Origin of the sequence: Scopulibacillus daqui (assembly GCF_016908855.1) — a bacterium.
GTDB classification, from domain to species: Bacteria; Bacillota; Bacilli; order Bacillales; family Sporolactobacillaceae; genus Scopulibacillus_A; species Scopulibacillus_A daqui.
The window spans coordinates 36,500-52,606 of the sequence record NZ_JAFBER010000013.1; the positions used below are offsets into that span (position 1 = coordinate 36,500).

Consider the following 16,107-nt stretch of genomic DNA (forward strand, 5'->3'; position numbering starts at 1 on the left):
AGGAGGCAGGCTCATGCAACAAACCACAATGAATTATTTATGGATTAACGGCGAAAAGTTTGATGTACCTGAAACCATTGATGTGATCAACCCAGCAACAGGTCAAGTGATTGACCAAGTCCCAAATGGCGGTGAGAAAGAGACAAAGCTTGCGATTGATGCAGCTTACCGAGCGTTTAAACCATGGGCCAAGCTCTCACCGAATCGAAGAGCATCTTATCTTCTGGCTTGGGCGGACAACTTGCTTGAAAACCGCGAAAAACTGGCAAGGCTATTAACTGAAGAACAGGGAAAGCCGTTAACTGAATCGCTTGATGAGATTGAAGGTTCTGCTCAATTTATTAAATGGTATGCCGAGGAAGGAAAACGCGTTTACGGTGACGTGATTGCCGGGGCAAGTGAAAATCAACGCATTTCGGTTATTAAGCAGCCGGTAGGCGTTTGCGGGTTGATAACACCTTGGAATTTTCCGGGAGCCATGGTCGCAAGGAAGGTCGCGCCGGCACTTGCAGCTGGTTGCACGGTTATTTTAAAGCCTGCAGCCGAAACACCAAGAACGGCAATTGCCATGTTTGAACAATTAATGAAAACAGGTCTTCCAGATGGGGCTGCAAACCTTGTTACTGGAAGAGCCTCAGTTATTGGAGACACAATGTTTCGAGACCAACGGGTACGCAAAATCTCATTTAAGGGTTCAACTCAAGTTGGCAAGCAATTAATGAAGCGAGCAGCTGATCAAGTCAAGCGAATATCACTGGAGCTTGGCGGCAACGCTCCGGTCATTGTGTTTCCTGACGCCAATATCGATTTGGCTGCGGAAGCCATCGTTGGAAACAAATTTGAAAATTGCGGGCAAATGTGCAACGGAATTAATATCATCTTTGCCCATGAAGAAATTAGAGAGGTTTTAACGGAAAAAATTGCTGCCCTTGTCAATCGCCTGAAAGTCGGGATAGGTACTGACAATGTACAGCTGGGCCCGCTCATAAATGAATCATCGTTGAACAATGTAGAGCGGCTTCTCAGGGATGCAAAGGAAAAGGGGGCCAGGGTCCTCACAGGCGGCAAACGGATAAAGAGTGCTGCGCATATGAACGGATATTTCTTTGCGCCAACCGTCGTAAGCGATGTCACTCTCGATATGAAACTGACACAGGAGGAAATTTTCGGTCCGGTTGCTCCGATCTTATCATTCCGAGAAGAACAAGAAGTTCTGGAATTCACAGAAAACAGTCCGTACGGTTTAGCGGCCTACTTTTTTACCCGCGATGTTAATCGCGTTTACCGGATGGCTGAACAGCTCGATGCCGGGATGATCGGCATTAACAGTACACAGCTCAGCGTTCCGCAAGCGCCGTTTGGCGGGATTAAAGAAAGCGGTATGGGCAGAGAAGGCGGCCATTACGGATTAGAAGAGTTTTTGGAATTAAAGTATATTTCACTAACGCTTGAAAATGAATAAGGAGGTGTCCGATGTGAGCGAAAAGGCACTTGCAAATTTTAAATCAATAGAAGGTACAAAAATGAATGGGCTTATAACAAAGGAAGCGCTAATAGCAGCACTGAAAAACGGTTCAATTGATACTGTGATATTAGCGTTTTGCGATATGCAGGGAAGGTTGATGGGCAAACGTCTAACGAGGGAGTACTGTTTGGAAAACAGTCTCGATAAAGGCACGCATTTTTGCAACTATTTATTAGGCACTGATTTTGATATGAATACCCCTGATGGCTATGAATCAATGAATTGGAATAACGGCTACGGCGATTGGGCTGCGCTTCCAGATTGGTCAACTTTGCGCGCAGTGCCGTGGGCTGATCAAACGGCGATTGTCCTTTGTGATGTCTATGATGAAAAGAGCGGCGAAGCGATTCCTATTGCACCAAGAAACTTGTTAAAAAGCCAGCTTCAAAAAGCGGAGCAGAAAGGCTTTGAGATCTTTACAGCAAGTGAACTGGAGTTTTATTTGTTCCGGGATTCGTTTGAAGAGCTTTATCAAAAAGGTTATGAAAATATGGAAACGGCCGGTCACTATAACGAGGATTATAATCTTCTTCAAGGCACACGAAATGAACCTTTTTATCAAAAGATTAGAAGAAATATGGCAAGGGCTGATATCCCGATTGAGTCTTCTAAGGGGGAAGCCTGTATGGGACAGCACGAAATTAACATGCGCTATGCCGAAGCGCTAAAGGCCGCAGATAATCACATTATGTTTAAACATGGTATCAAAGAAATGTGCATTCAAGATCAATTGTCGATAACGTTTATGGCGAAGCCGAACCATCAGTGGACGGGTTCAAGCGGCCATATTCATATCAGCCTTTGGGATAAACAAAAAAGAGAAAATGTTTTTTATGATCCGGCCGGCGGAACTTACCGCATGTCAGAGATCATGAAGCATTTTTTGGCAGGTGTCCTAAAGTATACGCGTGACTTTACATTATTTTTTGCGCCGTATATTAATTCGTATAAACGTTATGCACAGGAAAGCTGGGCGCCCGTGAATATCGTTTGGAGCCATGATAATCGTTCATCGGGATACCGGATAGTCGGCGAAGGAAACAGCCTGCGTATTGAAACGCGGATTCCCGGGGCAGACGTGAATCCTTACTTAGCCTATACCGCTTTGGTAGGCACAGGGCTATACGGCATTGAACAGAGACTCGATCTTGAACCAGAGTTTAAAGGCAACGCTTATCAAGATCACCATGTTCCGAAAATTCCGGGCTCGCTTCATGAAGCCATTCAATGTTGGGAAAATAGTGACGTCGTTAAAGAAATATTAGGCGAAAAAGCCGCAAATCATTATCTTTATACAGCCAAATGGGAACAACAGCAGTACAACCAGGCCGTAACCGAATGGGAACGCCGCCGCTATTTTGAACAATGCTAATTTTATAAAATATAGAATAGCTTGGAGGGATTGGATATGAGATTGCAAGACAAGGTATGCATCATTACAGGATCAGGCAGCGGCATGGGAAAAGCCGCCGCCGAAATGTTCGCGAAAGAAGGCGGGAAAATCGCCGTTTTTGAATTGGATGAAAAGAACGGTGCCGAAACGGCTGAAGGGATTTGCCAAACTGGCGGGGATGCTCTATTCTTTCACTGTGATGTGACAGATGAACAAAGTGTCAAGAAAGCAGTGGCAAAAACAGTCGAGAACTACGGGAAAATTGATGTTCTTTATAATAATGCCGGGATTATGATTTCAGAGGATCATTCTGTCATCGACACACCGGAAGACGCTTGGGATAAAGTCATGAATGTCAACGTCAAAGGGATCTTCTTTATGTGCAAATATGTCATCCCGGAAATGCAAAAACAAAAGTCAGGTTCAATAATCAATATTGCGTCATTTGTTGCTTTTATGGGCTGCAGTGTACCGCAAGATGCTTACACCGCTTCAAAAGGCGCTGTCAATGCCCTCACAAAATCCCTGGCTATTCAATTCCGTCCGGAAGGCATCCGCACCAATGCGATCTGTCCTGGACCAATCGAAACGCCGCTGTTAATGGAATGGCTTGTAAAGGATAAAGAAGCTAAGCGGGTGCGTTTATCAAGGCAGCCGAGCGGACGATTCGGAAAACCGGAAGACATCGTGTATGCAGCTATGTATCTTGCATCTGATGAATCGGATTGGACAAACGGTGCGCTGTTAAATGTTGATGGCGGTATTACATCCAATTATTTTTAAAAGAATTGTAATGGGGATGAATAAGGGGGGACTGCAGGCTGGATAGACAAAGAGGTTAAATCAATGTTCAGCGGGCTGCTATTCATATCAGAGTGATAAGGTCTCCTTCGATAAAACAATGATTATTGGAGTTAACAAGGGGAGATGAAAGGTGTCTTTTTTACAAATGGCAGAAGGAATAGAAAAGCAAATTGTACAATTTCGCCGCCATTTTCATCAATATCCTGAATTGAGTTTTTCTGAATATAAAACGGCTGCGTTTATTTCCAATCTATTAGAGGATTATGGCATTGAAGTTCAGCGGAATGTTGCGGGCACAGGTGTGATTGGTTTAATAAAAGGGCATTTGCCGGGAAAAACAATAGCGTTAAGAGCGGATATGGATGCGCTGCCGATAGACGAAGCGACGAATCTCGATTTTGCCTCTTGTCATCCCGGTATCATGCACGCATGCGGCCATGATTTGCATATGGCCGTCTTGCTTGGAAGTGCCATCCTTTTAAGCCAGTGCAAGCATAAGATTAAAGGCAATGTGAAATTAATCTTTCAGCCTGGTGAAGAGAAGTTGACAGGCGCAAAAGAAGTGATAGAGGCTGGTGTACTAGAGAATCCAAGAGTTGATGCTATTATCGCACTGCATTGTTGGCCGGAGCTGCCGGCAGGGATGATTGGCATCAGAAGAGGGCCGATAACGGCGGCTGCCGATTTTCTCGAAATCACAATTAAAGGGAACACCGGGCATGCAGCACACCCGCATCAATGTGTCGATCCGATTGTTATTGCCGGCCATGTTGTATCCGCATTACAAACGATCGTAGCCAGGGAGATTTCGCCTTCAGAACCGGCTGTTGTCACCATTGGCAAAATTAACGGCGGGACAGCCTCTAATGTGATTCCTGAAGGTGTTACTCTGTCAGGGATGGTGAGAACAGTCAATGCTGAGCTTCAGAAGAGAATGCCTGAAATGATTGAAAGAATAGTTTGCAAAACAGCTGAAAGTATGAGAGGAGACGCCGAATTGGCTTATACTTCAGCAACACCGCCCCTAATCAGCGATGATCGTATGGTTGATTTAATCGATCGTGTCGTTCGTGATATTTTAGGAGAAGATCGATTAGTTTATCTTGAAAACCCTTCTTTGGGAAGTGAAGATTTTTCGATTTATACGGAGAAAATTCCAGGTGTCTTATTTCGGTTAGGGACACATAATGAAAAGAGAGAATCGAAAGCTGCATTACACAACGCCAGCGTCATTTTTGATGAAAAGGCTCTGACAATAGGCACTGCTGTTATGAGTGAGTCAGCGGTCCGCTACCTGGAAAATATGAATCTAACTGAATCGCATACAGTTAAAGGCACCTCTTGTTAATGGCAAGTACGGCTGGATCGTCAATACTAAACTAGACAACTTTTTTAAGGTGTTTAAGCCTGAATTCAGCAGGACTTAAATAGTTAAGGGTGCCATGAATTCGAATAAAAAATGCTCCCTCATAAAAAAGGGAGCATTAATGATTCTTATACACATCGCTATATTTTCTTGTAAGTATCACTAGTTGTAAAAAATATAAGATATATTATGAAGAACAAAGCCAACACAAAGATATTTGACGCATGTATTCTTTGAAATATATCCAATATTACTCCTTTGGTTATAAAGGTACTAATAGCTATTAAAACAATAAACGAAAAACCTTTTTGTGATTTGGAATGTATATTAAATAGCCCCCTTTTTTTAGCAAAGACAAATATTAATTCCAAAATTATTATTAAAGCCCATACCGAAAGTATAAAACCACATACATAAATAAAACTTAAAGCAAAGCTACTATAAGAGTCGATTGATATTAGATTTTTTATATGTAAAAGTTCTAATATACTGGTAAACCCAAAGATACTAAAAAAGGGTATTGATAATATGAAAATAACTCCTCCTAATCCAAGTAATATCAGGAGAAAAAATGCTAAAATCGTTGGAAAATCGGTTTTTTTATTAAACTTCATTGTTTTCCTCTCCTTGATCATTATGTATAATAAATCAAGTTTTGAAAAAAGAGGGCTTTAATGTCGAATTTATTACTTAAAAGAAAAACTGTAAAACTAGTTTTATCAACTTTGGTATTTGCTTTAATTTTTACTGCCTTTGTTCCTTTGCTAGAAAATAAGGCTCAAGCAAAAGAAAATACCACCACTGAACAACAATTTTATCAAGAACAATTAAAAGCAAATCCTAACTTTGAGAAGGACCTTTCTGAAGTAAAACTAGGACTTAAAAACGGTTCAATACCTAATCAACCACCAGGAAAGGTTCAACCAAGAGGGGGATTTGGAGCAACTTTAAAAGCCATTAAAGGTTTAGCTCCTGTTTTCAGACATGGTGGTACTGCATTGTCCTGGATGTTAAAACCTTTTAGTAAAAAGGCTGCAACTATAGCAAAAAGAAACGGACGTAAAATAGCAAATGCTATAGATAATTTAGATAAAGGAACTCGAAAAGCATTAGAAAACGCATTAGTTAAAGCTGGCGTTCCTCGCAGTGATGCTAAAACAATTGTTTATATTATCTTTTTAATCATCTAAAATATGTAAGCAAGTGCCTTAGAATAGGTACTTGCTTGCACATTTTTACTTAAAAATATTTATTACTCCACTTCTATTTGATCAATCAATCTTTGATTCAGTTGTTTCCGTTCATCTTCTGTTAATTCCCGTTCCTCCTGTAAAACATAATCCTTTTTCTCTCAATTATAAATCATGATCCCTCTTATCTAAAGCCTGCAATTAATTAAACTCTTAGAATTCCAAATACGTCATTTCAGATTCACTCGTCAGTAAGTTCCAAGATAAACCTATCTCTCTTTCTGTTGATATGACAATCTTATTTCCAAAATTGCCGCCATCCTTTTATCGTTGACACTTTCCCTTATACAATATGTACTGTCCCCCAAAAGCTAGAGTAACAATCTAACCTTTGGGGGGCTTTTTAAAAACTGCATACTGATTTTTTTCAGAGACTTCATCGTCCGGAAGTGATGAATGATAATCACGATATAGAGATTCTGCGGCGCTTAAATAAAGTCATCCGCTTGACTTTGCGCTAGTCATTTCTTCAGTTTCGGTGTTTTCTTCGTCTAATATATCAAGTACGCCGAATTCTTCTTCAATAGGCAAAAGCTTATGGCGTCCAACCAAGAAATAATAACCGGTGCCTAATCCAAAGATAGCGATTAGAACTGCAATCATTGGGATATTCAATCCAAACAGCGGTATGGTTTCTCCCAAAATAGTAAAATAAAAAACACAAAAGAGTGCAATGACGCTAAATATTAAGGCAAGAACCGGCACCCACGGATAATAGACTTTAAACGGCCTGTTTAAATCAGGTTCCTTTTGACGGAGAATAATCATTGAAATCATTGTTAAGAAATACATCAATGCGGCTCCAAAAGCCGATAAAATAATTAACTGGCTGGCAAAATCAGCATTGCCTGCCGCTATAACCCCAATTGCTCCCGGAACAATCAGCCCCCATGTAGGAATACGCCGCTTCGATAATTTTGATAAAAACTTCGGAAAATAGCCTGCCCGCGATAAAGCAAACGTTTGCCTGGAATAGCCGATAATAATGCCGTTAAGGCTTGCAATTAATCCCGCCAAACCAATCACAGCGATTAACTTTGGAATAAATGCATGTTCGCCGTAAACTGAAGCTAAGGCTTGCGGAAGGGGGTTGTCGCTGGGTCTGCCTATTCCGCCGCCGAGGCCCGCTGTCACTAATAAAGTCAAAATAGTGCATAATGCGAGGGTCAAGATCGTTGACAGGAAACCTTTCGGAATATCTTGATGGGGGTTCTTTACCTCTTCCGCTGACATGGCTCCTCCCTCAATCGCTAAATAGAACCAAATGGCAAACGGTATAGCCATAAACATGCCTGCCCAGCCATGAGGGAAGGCATTGACACTCGTCATATAGTGAAGTTTAACATGCGAAATGCCTGATACGTAGTAAATCGTCAAGCCAATAAGAGCAAGAATGGTGGCGGCCATTTCAATAATTGCGGTCCCTTTGACGCCAATCATATTAATCAGAATGAAAAAAATAAAGACAGCTACTGTTGCGTATACAGGATTAATGGATGGGTTTAAAAAGTGTATGTAGGAACCTGTAGAGACCGCAATGGCCGGCGGCGCAAAAACAAATTCTATTAAGACGGCTATGCCTGTTAAAAAACCTCCAAAGGAACCCATTGCTTTTCTTGCGTAGGCAGATGACCCTCCTGCGTGAGGAATGGATGTTGACAGTTCAGCAAAACAAAAAATAAAGGCCGTATAAAAAATAGTCATAAAAGCAACTGCCAGCATTAATCCGACAACCCCGCCTTCTGTAAAACCATTATTCCAGCCAAAATATTGACCGGAAATAACCATGCCAACCCCTATCGACCATAGGTGAATCGGTTTAAGCGCTTTTTCCAGCTTTTGATTTTCGCTGTTATTCGCCATATTCATATCACTCCTCTTTTTTCCTGCTTTTAAAACCTTGGATTTAAAAGATTCATTCACTTAAAATAGAGCATCAGCCCCTTTCAAATCGTGTAAAAGGCAAAAAAGGCGCCAGTGATTTTAAATGTCACTAAGCGCCTTTGCTTATGCTATTCACTTGTATGTCATGAACCGTATTTCAATAATATTTGCTTGGCCACTTTCTCCAATGCCATTTGCTTATTCATGCTGATCTGTCTCATCTTGTTATACGCGGTCTCTTCGCCAAGGTTAAACCGTGTCATTAAAACCCCTTTTGCTTTTTCGATTGTCTTGCGGTCAAGCAGTTTTTTATTTGCCAATTCAATCTTTTTTTCATATTCACTGGTTTTGGCTCCTTGATTTAATGCAATCTCAACGGCAGGGATTAAATTGGCTTCGGAGACGGGTTTAACTAAATACCCGACAATGTTAGCTTGTTTGGCTTTGTCAATGAATTCTTTTTGACTGTATGCGGTAAGCAATAATATAGGAATGTTAAATGTTTTAGAGATAATTTGACTGGCTTTCAGACCATTCATTTTAGGCATTTTTATGTCCATAACAATCAGATCGGGCTTTAATTGATAAGCCAGTTCAATCGCCTTTTCACCGTCGCCGGCTTCTCCGATCACCTCATAGCCGGCGTCTTGAAGCATTAAAACTAAGTCCATACGAACCAATGACTCATCTTCGGCTACCAAAATCTGCTTTCCCATTATCAATCTCCTAATCAAGGTATTGCTGTATTTATATTTGAACCGTATGAAAGACATATCATGAGATTTATAAAAACGTAAAAATCCGGCTCTAACTTTAGTAATAGTATAAAATATAATAAGAATATTATCAATATTTAATTTTTAGTCTTGTCAATGATATACTCTTCTGGAAAATGAACAACAGCCTTTGTGCCAGAAGCCTGTCCCTTTATATTAAAAGTGCCATTTAAGTCATGCTTCGTTAGTTGGCTGACTATTTCCAGCCCCAGCGATGGTGTTTGATCTTTTCTTCTATATCCAATGCCGTTATCACTGACAATAAGCTGAATAGAAGAGGCAAGTCTATATAATTCGACTTTAATGAATCCTGTATGCCTTTCTTTGAATGCGTGTTCAATACTATTTTGAATCAGCTCGTTAACAATAAGGGCCAATGAAACCGCTTTGTCTGATTTAATAAAGAAGGGCTCATGATATTTAAATGTGATGTTAATGTCTTTTGATGAATCGGCAGCGCTGCGGGTGACAGTTGTTCCTACTTTCTCTATCATTTCAGCCGCTTCCACGCTGTCAGCCCCTGTATTAGAAAGCACCTCGTGCACAGAAGCAATACTTAATATCCGATTAAGGCACTCTTGAAACGATAGCCTGGAGCTATTGCTGATATCTTTTCGCATTTGCAGCCTCAGCAGACTGGCTACCGTTTGTAAATTATTTTTCACTCGATGGTGAATTTCCTTTATCACGGTTGATTTGACCATTAATTGGCGTTCTTTTTCCCTCAGCTCTGTCATATCTTGAACAAGTATGACAGCGCCGCTGAACCTTTTGTTTTCATTTAGCCTAATGCTTTTAAGTGAAAATGTTTTATGATCAACGGCAAATTCCTTAAAATAAATTGGTTCTGTACAAAAATTAATATCATTTGGCAGATTTAAGGCCTTGTAAATGGACAAACCAATATATTCATCGGTATTCCCCAGATCAACGAGCAGATTGACCGCATAAGAATTAGCGTAAATGATTTGGCTGTTGGCACTGATAATAAACAGTCCATCTTCAATAATATTGGAAATAACAGTCTCTTTTGATTGAAAACCGCTAAGAGTCTCACTAAGCTGATGAGCAACGTTGCTTAATACTTCAAGCTGCTGTTCATGCTTAATCTGATCGCTGACATCTTGTTCCATCACCATGACACCAATGATTTCACAAGCTCCATTCTGAATAGGGATAACGCTTTGTTTAACGACCTTTCCTTCCTGAGTAATGGCTCTGTTTCTGTATGTTGGTTTACCGCTTAGGAGAGTATTCATAACAGCCGGTTCATAGGACTTGTGAACAAATTGTTCCAGCACGGAATGTTGGTATAAGACAGGTCCTTCCTTAGGGTGGGCTTCGGCCGCAACAATGGCTTGCGTCTCTGTAGTCGTAAGGCAATCAATGAAAACACTTGCTTGTGCAAGATCTGCGGTCATTTGCAGACCCTCAGCAATCGATTGAAGCTTTTTTATATCTCTTTCAGATAAGGTTGTATATTTTTTGCAAATGGCATACAGCTGATGGCTGGCCATCATACTCACCTTCTTTCATGAAAGTTATCTGGAACTTGGTTTTATGATCCCTCATTTTAATATAAATCCCTTTATTCTGAAACATTGTCTTTTACAGCAAACCGCCAAAGTGCTATAAAGATAAGAAGAGGCGGAGGGAGCCTGAAATAATGTTAGCAAAAGGTTTTTAAATGAAACGTTTGATTAAAAGTCAATATAAATGAAACTGATGTATAAGCTGTATTTTATTGGATAATCCTTCCTAAAATAGAGGATAAAGTTCCCGTGTAAAATAATCAGATGGCACTAAGGAGGACGTCTTGAATATGGAATATGTTCCAAGAGAAACGATCTTAAACGACTTGAAATCAGAAATGGAAAATATTATGGATGATTATGGGCTTGAAGATATTGGCATATACGAAGAAGAAGGCGAAGGGAAGGATTATTATATAGGCTATACGATTAGAAAAGATGGAAAAATTTATATGATAAATATTCCTTTTGTTAAAAATGATAAAAACGAATTAGCCATTGCAGAACAAAGCTGGACGATCCAGCAAGAAAATGGGGAGCATAAAGGATGCAGAACGCTTGGGGAAGTATTTCAAACCATTAATCAACTGCATTAAATGCTAATGAATGACATTTGCCTCTGAAGCGGGCGGTACACTTCAGAGGCATTTTCTATGCTTTTCTTTAAATTGATTCAAACTGTGCCGGTAAATCGTTTCCCGCCTGCATTTTGCTTCTGCTGATCCCATTCTGAAATCCTTGTTGGATATGACAGCGGGGCACTCAGGTTTCGGCCGCGCGCTTTTTTAATCTGTTTTTTCGGTTCTAGTTTTTATAAAAAAGACAGGGAAATCCCTTCTTTTCCTATTGATTGCTTGCTATTTTACTTTTTGCGGCATTTTTTGTTTGATCTATTCCGCGTGCAAGAAAAATACCAAGGACTGCCACGATAAGGAGCAATATAAATAAGGCGGTTGATCCAGTGATGATGCTGATTAGCGTTGACGAGATGATGCTTCCAAAATAGCGGAAAGTGGAAAAAATCCCTGAAGCAGTACCTGACAATTCCTTGCTGACAGATTGCAGTACTGCGGTTTGCAGCGGCGAGTTACCTAATCCTATGCCGATCCCGGTCACAATCAAACCAATAACGAGGTAAAATACTATATGGACAGGTTTGATCCCTAACAGAAGGACTGTCCCAACAGTGATAATTGAAAATGTCCAAGTGACCATCTTGCGATTACCGTATTTTGCAGCTAATTGACCGCCGAAGAAACCAAATATTGAGGATGATAACGAAAAAACGGACATAACAGCCCCAACTGATTTCGTCGCAAAATGAAAATCGGCTTCCAATAAAAGCGGCATGGCTAAGAGAATCGTATACATAATAAAGTTGCTTGCCAGCATTGAAACATTTGAACTCGTGAACGATCGATTTTTAAACAATGATAAATCGATCAATGGCGAATGGGTTCGTTTTTCCCGTAAAATAAATAAAACTGAAAATAAGATAAAAAGTATGCCGCTTACAATACTCATCCAAAGTCCATACGATTTGGTTAAAAGGATTAATAACGTGAGACTCACCGCTAAATAAATCGAACCTAAAATATCAAGAGAAGAGCTTTTGCTTCCTTGGACACGGGGAATCACGAGGAGTCCGGCAATAAAACCAAATAATAGGAATGGAACATTCACCCAGAAAATAGATTTCCAGCCCCAAAATGTGATTAAAGTTGATCCGAGCAGAGGCCCAACAGCTGCCCCGAGGCCCATCCCCATTCCTAAAATGCCTAACACCTTAGGCAGTCTTTCTTGAGAAACTGTATGGCGGGCAATAGCCATTCCATTTGGTGTAATCAGCGCTCCCCCGACAGCCTGAATAGACCTGAATATAATGAGCCATATCAAATTGAATGAAAAGGCACAGGCCATTGAAGAAATAAAAAAAAGCCCAAGCCCCCACATATAAACTGTGCGATAACCGTATATATCTCCTAATTTTCCCGATATCGGCTGCGTTACGGCCATTACAATTAAATAAATAGTGACAACCCAAGCGATGCTTGAAATACTGTCATGAAAAAAAGACGAGATAGAGGACAGACCGACTGAAATCATGGTTGAATTGATGGGGACAAGCGTTGTCCCCATTAAAATTGAAATGATGAGCAGCCATTCATTATTCTTGGTTTTCAATGGTGACCACTCCCTCTGAGCCATCAACAGTGACGAGGTCGCCATCTTTTAATGCTGCAGTTGCTGCTTTTGTGCCGACAACCGCCGGAATCTTGTATTCTCTTGCAATAATCCCCGAGTGCGATAATATCCCGCCTGCATCAGTCACAACAGCCCCGGCAACAGAGAATAAGACGGTCCAAGACGGTGTTGTTGTTTTGCAAACCAAAATATCTCCTTTTTGAAGCTTATCAAATTCATCCTGTGAATGAATGACTTTCACTCGGCCCGTATATTGCCCTTTAGATGCCGCAAAACCTTTGATGGCATTTTCTTTGTTTGATTTTTGTTCTTCTACCGAACCAAACATTTGTTGGAAGAATTTTGATGATGTTAATGCTTTTGGCGGTGTTCCGAATGACTTTGGCACCTTCGCCTTGCGGTTTTCTTGATACTCTGCTTTGCGTTGATTAATTAATGAGGCTGCATCTTCCGGATGTTGACACAGTGCCTTTAACTCATCAAGGTATAGGAATAAAATATCTTCCGGGTTATCGATAACATGGTGTTTGACCAGGGTCGTTCCAACATTTAAAAGGAACAGGCGCGACTTAGCTGTCAGCATAGCATCAATATAAAAATGGTGATCATCACGCATGCTTGCTGCATCGAGTGCCCATTGATAAACCTGAATAAATTCTTCTTTCGTCCTGCCATCCGGTACACTCGCCAAGAAAGCTTGGTAATTTTCCTCTCTTTTTTGCACTTTTTGCTTAAAATCCTTTTCAAAGTCATAGTCATCCCTAATATAGGCTTGAATGGCCGATAACGGATCGCGAAGGTCTTCAAGCCATGTGTGGCCAATAAATTCATGGGTGTTTTCTTTACGGTAACCATATTCCGTCATCAAGTCTTTAAGCGATGATAGAAAGGTTTGCCCGTCATCTGTTTTTGATAGATTATCCTCAAGTTCATCGATCGGCGAATGCTTAAAAATATCTAACAGCGCCGATTTTTGCTTAGCTTTTTCGGCAAACTTCCATAATTCCCGTTCTGTTTCCAATGACTTGTTCATCACCCCAACCAGCAGTTCATAGACTTGAACGGTTTCTTCCGTGTTTTTAAGCTGTCCGTACAGTTTTTCAAGTCTATTATTAAGAGCTGTCGTCGGATAAAGGACATCGAAATGAACTTCCCATGCTTTTTTGTAAAAATGGTATAATCCATCAACTTTTTCAAGGCATTCTTGGAGTGATAAGCTTTTCTTGCTGTCGGCTTCCAATTGGCTGTAATAAGGCATTAAGGACTCATTGATTATTCGATGCATTCTTTCATTTAAATAAGGGAAAAGCGGTCTGGCGTGATCTTCTTGTTCTTTTAATCTTTCATTAAGGTCCCCCTGATAAGGAATCATTGATTGGTAGACATACCCTTTATAACTTTTTAAGTCTATTTTCTCTATCGGACTCTTGCCTTTTTCAATCATCGCTTTGTTGAAGCCATAGCTAAAGCCAGGCAGCATGTAAGACAAAAACAAAGGTGTTTTATTATCTGGGTAGTGATTATCATCTTGCAGCCAAAAATTATTTTCTTTATCCTCTTCGCTTAAAAACAATTTTTTTTGAAATTCAGTGGCTCTGTTTGTACTTAACATATTTTCTCTCTCCTTTATTTTATTGGGGCCAGACCCCGTGATATGCGGATCACTATTCAGCAAAATTAGATCGCCGTAATTGGCCGAGCTTGCAGCAGATATATTTTGTCATCTTGGATGCCGAACTCAATATCAACAGGATGACCATATAACTTTTCTACCTCTATGGCTAATTCCGCTAGATTCTTTGCCTGTCTATCTGTGATAGAAAATTGGCCTTGCTCTGCATCGGTCGTTTGCAAAGTTTCGATGCCTTCATCAGAAGGGATCATTTTTGTTTCTTTCAGTCCTTTTTCCTTCTGTATGGCCATTGTTTCTTTATTAACAATAAATTGGTCTGGTGTTACAATACCTGAAACAATGGCCTCACCCAGACCATAACTTGAGTTAATCATGATTTCTTTTTGATTTTGGGTGATTGGATTCGCGCTAAACATGACCCCGGATATATCGGAATGAACAAGACCTTGAACGACAACACCCATAGATAATTGTTTCAGATCAGCCGCCACTGTTTCTAAGTATTTCATAACTTGTTCAGTAAACATTGAGGCCCAGCAAGCTTTTAATTTTTCAAACAGCTCACTTATCGCCGCGATGTTTAAATATGTTTCATACTGTCCGGCAAATGAAGCTCCTTCTAAATCTTCGGCTGCAGATGAGGAACGAACCGCTGCAGCATGATAAGATTTCAGCAATTCATTAAAGTTATGTTCTATATCCTTAGCAACAGTCTCCGGGATCTTAATGTTATGAAGCTTTTCATCAAGCCGCTTTTCATTAATGTCCAAACTGTTTTCTTCTAAACATCTATTAAAAGCATCCATTGTAATAACAAACCCATCGGGTACAGGAAGACCGTGATTTAACATATATGACAAGTTTTTCGCCTTTGACCCGACCAAACCGTCATATTGGTGTGCTGTTTTAAAAGGTATTGTATACATTTAAGTGCCCCTTCCTTCAAGTACAATGTTTGCACTATTTTAATTGTTGATAGTGATTACTAACATAATGGGTGAAAAAAAGCTAACACCCAAAAAACTTTTTATGGTGTTAAAGCTTTAATAAGTAATTGAACAGTCTGATCAATGTAATATTCTTCATCCATTGTCGAAACTAATTCTTCAATGCCGATAATGCCTTTAAGAAGAATCGATATAAAATTAATCGCCGGAACTTCCGGATCAATCATCACCATTTTTTTCATCTCTTGCATTTTTGAAAAATAGTTCTCTAACATTTTTTTTAACCTTAGCGGATTGTTATAAATGATCTTTTCTTTTAATTCCGGTATATTTTTAGCTTCGCGAAAGAATAGCAAATAGATTTTCCTGTTTTCCTTTAAAACATCTTTATATACACGGCATAGCATGGATAGATCCTTTTCCAGATCCCAAACGATATTTTCCTCAAATACTTTTTTGATTGGCATAGAATAAGAAAACTTATCGATTGCACAATCTAAAATATTTTTCTTCGATCCAAAACACCGAAAAAGCGTCATTTCACTGACGGTTGCTGCTTTGGCTATTTCCTTAGTCGTGACAGCTTTATATCCCTTTTCCGACATCAATTCAATTGCGGCATAAAGGATTTTTTCTTTTGTTGTCGTCATCGGCTTTGTTACAACCCCAATGGCTAAAATTTTGTTAGTAATCACTAACACAATCTCATTATAAACTTTTTTTAAAAAAAATCAATTTGCACAAATCATTTGGTACAACAAATAAAAAGCAAATTTCCTTTAGAACTTGGCG

The 16,107-nt window shown here is 40.0% G+C and carries 14 protein-coding genes; 6 read left to right on the forward strand and 8 right to left on the reverse strand.

Annotation, left to right across the window (positions count from 1 at the left end):
• Positions 1 to 13 precede the first annotated feature (13 nt).
• The 4 genes from JOD45_RS10345 to JOD45_RS10360 all read left to right on the forward strand — a co-directional run bounded on the left by JOD45_RS10345 (position 14) and on the right by JOD45_RS10360 (position 5,070).
• Positions 14 to 1,462 (forward strand): NAD-dependent succinate-semialdehyde dehydrogenase, encoded by a 1,449-nt coding sequence (locus JOD45_RS10345; protein WP_205003817.1) that lies wholly within the window; start codon positions 14 to 16, stop codon positions 1,460 to 1,462.
• A gap of 13 nt (positions 1,463 to 1,475) precedes the next feature.
• Positions 1,476 to 2,897, forward strand: a complete 1,422-nt coding sequence (locus JOD45_RS10350; protein ID WP_338056075.1) for a glutamine synthetase family protein — start codon at positions 1,476 to 1,478, stop codon at positions 2,895 to 2,897.
• A gap of 36 nt (positions 2,898 to 2,933) precedes the next feature.
• The gene (locus tag JOD45_RS10355; protein ID WP_205003818.1) at positions 2,934 to 3,701 is read left to right on the forward strand and encodes an SDR family NAD(P)-dependent oxidoreductase; all 768 of its coding nucleotides are present in this window, start codon (positions 2,934 to 2,936) and stop codon (positions 3,699 to 3,701) included.
• A gap of 151 nt (positions 3,702 to 3,852) precedes the next feature.
• Complete coding sequence (locus JOD45_RS10360; RefSeq protein WP_205003819.1) at positions 3,853 to 5,070, forward strand: amidohydrolase; 1,218 nt, start codon at positions 3,853 to 3,855, stop codon at positions 5,068 to 5,070.
• 158 nt (positions 5,071 to 5,228) lie between these two features.
• Here the strand turns inward: JOD45_RS10360 and JOD45_RS10365 are convergent, their stop codons facing one another.
• Positions 5,229 to 5,702: a hypothetical protein gene (locus tag JOD45_RS10365; protein ID WP_205003820.1), complete on the reverse strand. Its 474-nt coding sequence runs from the start codon at positions 5,700 to 5,702 to the stop codon at positions 5,229 to 5,231.
• 60 nt (positions 5,703 to 5,762) lie between these two features.
• Between JOD45_RS10365 and JOD45_RS10370 the strand changes: the two genes are divergently transcribed.
• Positions 5,763 to 6,278, forward strand: coding sequence for a hypothetical protein (locus JOD45_RS10370; RefSeq protein ID WP_205003821.1), 516 nt, complete (start codon positions 5,763 to 5,765; stop codon positions 6,276 to 6,278).
• Positions 6,279 to 6,776: 498 nt separating this feature from the next.
• Here JOD45_RS10370 and eat read toward each other — a convergent pair whose 3' ends face one another.
• The 3 genes from eat to JOD45_RS10385 form a co-directional block, all read right to left on the reverse strand.
• The gene (gene eat, locus JOD45_RS10375) at positions 6,777 to 8,201 is read right to left on the reverse strand and encodes an ethanolamine permease (RefSeq protein ID WP_205003822.1); all 1,425 of its coding nucleotides are present in this window, start codon (positions 8,199 to 8,201) and stop codon (positions 6,777 to 6,779) included.
• A gap of 164 nt (positions 8,202 to 8,365) precedes the next feature.
• A complete protein-coding gene (locus JOD45_RS10380; RefSeq protein WP_205003823.1) occupies positions 8,366 to 8,938 on the reverse strand; it encodes an ANTAR domain-containing response regulator in 573 nt (190 codons plus the stop codon).
• A gap of 137 nt (positions 8,939 to 9,075) precedes the next feature.
• Positions 9,076 to 10,515: a sensor histidine kinase gene (locus JOD45_RS10385; RefSeq protein WP_205003824.1), complete on the reverse strand. Its 1,440-nt coding sequence runs from the start codon at positions 10,513 to 10,515 to the stop codon at positions 9,076 to 9,078.
• A 305-nt stretch (positions 10,516 to 10,820) separates the two neighbouring features.
• Here JOD45_RS10385 and JOD45_RS10390 point away from each other — a divergent pair, with 305 nt between their 5' ends.
• Positions 10,821 to 11,126, forward strand: a complete 306-nt coding sequence (locus JOD45_RS10390) for a DUF5634 family protein (RefSeq protein WP_239549213.1) — start codon at positions 10,821 to 10,823, stop codon at positions 11,124 to 11,126.
• A gap of 247 nt (positions 11,127 to 11,373) precedes the next feature.
• Here the strand turns inward: JOD45_RS10390 and JOD45_RS10395 are convergent, their stop codons facing one another.
• The 4 genes from JOD45_RS10395 to JOD45_RS10410 form a co-directional block, all read right to left on the reverse strand.
• A complete protein-coding gene (locus JOD45_RS10395) occupies positions 11,374 to 12,669 on the reverse strand; it encodes an MFS transporter (protein WP_239549214.1) in 1,296 nt (431 codons plus the stop codon).
• Between the two features lie 28 nt (positions 12,670 to 12,697).
• A complete protein-coding gene (locus JOD45_RS10400; RefSeq protein ID WP_205003827.1) occupies positions 12,698 to 14,347 on the reverse strand; it encodes a PEP-utilizing enzyme in 1,650 nt (549 codons plus the stop codon).
• Between the two features lie 65 nt (positions 14,348 to 14,412).
• The gene (locus JOD45_RS10405; protein ID WP_205003828.1) at positions 14,413 to 15,294 is read right to left on the reverse strand and encodes a PEP/pyruvate-binding domain-containing protein; all 882 of its coding nucleotides are present in this window, start codon (positions 15,292 to 15,294) and stop codon (positions 14,413 to 14,415) included.
• Between the two features lie 101 nt (positions 15,295 to 15,395).
• Entirely contained in the window at positions 15,396 to 16,010 is a 615-nt protein-coding gene (locus tag JOD45_RS10410) for a TetR family transcriptional regulator (RefSeq protein ID WP_205003829.1), read from the reverse strand.
• Between the last annotated feature and the right edge of the window lie 97 nt (positions 16,011 to 16,107).